This is a genomic window from Kosmotoga sp. (assembly GCF_982836095.1).
The window spans coordinates 1-2,251 of sequence record NZ_CEYIHJ010000042.1 but is presented as its reverse complement, the minus strand read 5'-3'; the positions used below and the strand labels follow the sequence as shown (position 1 = coordinate 2,251).

The window sequence follows — 2,251 nt, the reverse complement described above, 5'->3', positions numbered from 1 at the left end:
AAATGAGAATATTTAATTTTTCAATTCCTTCTTCATCCAATACATTGGAATAGAGCACAACATTTGGTCCATCGATTCCTTCAATGGCAGGTATAAAAGGCTCAGCACCCATGGCGAGTACAATTTCGTCGGGGTTTTCCCTAATAACTGTTTCAATATCTGCAGTTGTAGTTGTTCTAACATTTACCTCAAGCTCTTTCAGAACCTCGGAATAATAGTTTATTAACCATTGCATTTTTTCCTTTCCCGGAGGGACAGAGCCTAACCTCACAGCTCCGCCAATTTCTTTTTCCTGCTCAAAGATCGTTACCCTATGACCTTTTAATGCGGCTACCCTGGCTGCTTCAAGCCCTGCAGGCCCTGCACCAATAATCACAATGTGCTTTGAAATTGAAGAGGGGGTGATTTTCTCATAACCACTGCTTTTCCCTACAACAGGATTTACCCCGCACCTAATGGCTGTTCCCATTGCGTGCCTTGAACGAATGCATTCAGAACATCCAATGCATTTGCGAATAGTTTTCTCTTTTCCATACAGTGCTTTAAGTGGCCAATCTGGATCTGCTATTAACGTTCTACCAAGAGCAACAAGGTCAGCTACTCCATTTTTGAGAAGCGATTCAGCTATTTCAGGCTCCCTAATCATCCCTACCGCAATAACCGGTATTTTGATACCTCCATCTTTTAAGAGCTTTGCCAAATTTGAACGCCAGGCTTGTTTATAAGCCATGGGTTCTAACCTTTTTTCCTTATCACCAAAACCTATATCTGCATGTACAGCCGCATAACCTAATTCTTCGAACTTTCTAACTATTTCAACGCCATCGTACTCCGGCTTTATACCACCATTAACATAATCCACAACACCGACTCTTGCCATAACAGGGTAATCCCGCCCACAAAATTCCTTTATTTTATCAATCAGCAACTTGGCAAATCTCGTTCTATTTTCCAGAGTACCACCATATTCATCTGTTCTTTTATTGGAAACAGGCGAAAGAAACTGATTGACCAAAAGTCCGTGAGCTGCTTCAATCTCCACACCATCAAACCCTGCTTTTTTGGCAATAAATGCTGCTTTTGCAAATTTTAAAGCCACCTTTTCAATTTCTTCGCGACTCATTGGATGCGGTTTTATACCATCAAGCCTCAAATCAACTTCTGATGGTGCAATTGCAGGGAGTTCCTTGCCAAATAGCCCCGGATGAGTTAATTCAACGAATGCTAGAGAACCGTATTTATGAATTTCCTCGACTAGCCTACTCAAACCCGGAACAAACCTCTCATTATCAAACCTCGGTTGAGTAGCTCCCATCATCGTTAAAGGAAAGTCGATACAAGCATTTTCAACGGTGATTAATGCCGCTCCTCCTTTCGCTCTTCGGCTGTAATGAGCTATAAATTCATCCGTTACTTCTCCAGTGATTGAAGCCAGATTAGTTGAAATTGGAGGAAAGATAATCCTATTTTTCAAAGCAAGAGAATCTATTCTCATATTTGAGAAGAGCTTTTCGAATTTCACATCATCACCTCTTTATATTTGTTTCTATGTTCACATCGACATATATTAACATATAATAGAAAACTTTGCTCACAAAAAAAGCCAGCCCTTTAAGGGCTGGCGTTATACCAAAAAATCAATAACTCCTGTAGATCTGTGGATCTTGAATACCAACTCTTTCTGTAAAGGTATAAGAAGTTCCGGGAGGTGAACCGCCTTTTATGCTCTGGAAACACAGGTCATACATTGCAGATTCATCTGGTATGCCTTCAGCTGAAGCAAGGGTTGTAACTTCACCCCAGTGAGCTGCTGAAGTATAATAAGCCATCTTCTCAAGAAAGTCACTGGTCCACTCTACATAGACGTCTGTTGTCCCGTTATAGTCATTTGTGTACCCTGTTGCAGAATCCCAATCAGGATACGCGCTTTTGGCAGAGGAAGTTGTTGCTATGGCTATCACCACGTTGCTCGCGTCAGTAATATCCACTGTGCCTTCTATCCAGCTTCCCGCATGACAAGATTCAATAATAACAGAAAACGATACTCTAGGATAGCTTTCTATGATGTTCTTGAGTGTAGATGCGCCAAAGCCATACCCTCCGATATTCATGTAATCATTGGCGCCGTGTGCTATAAAATACAGCGTAAGCCTATTTACTTTCTTAGTTTCAACGAGATACTGAATAGCGTCTTCCACATCACTTGGAGCATTATCAGGATATTCAACTTGCCTAACCCTATCAACTCCCA

General features: G+C 41.3%; 1 protein-coding gene and 1 pseudogene. Both read right to left on the bottom strand.

Annotated features, from left to right (window positions below; translation table 11 throughout):
* Window positions 1-1,522 (bottom strand): oxidoreductase (locus AC3LHT_RS04345; RefSeq protein ID WP_488662083.1); only part of this gene is annotated, 1,522 nt, incomplete at its 3' end.
* 115 nt (window positions 1,523-1,637) lie between these two features.
* Window positions 1,638-2,251: pseudogene (locus tag AC3LHT_RS04340) on the bottom strand (C13 family peptidase); the annotation flags it as partial.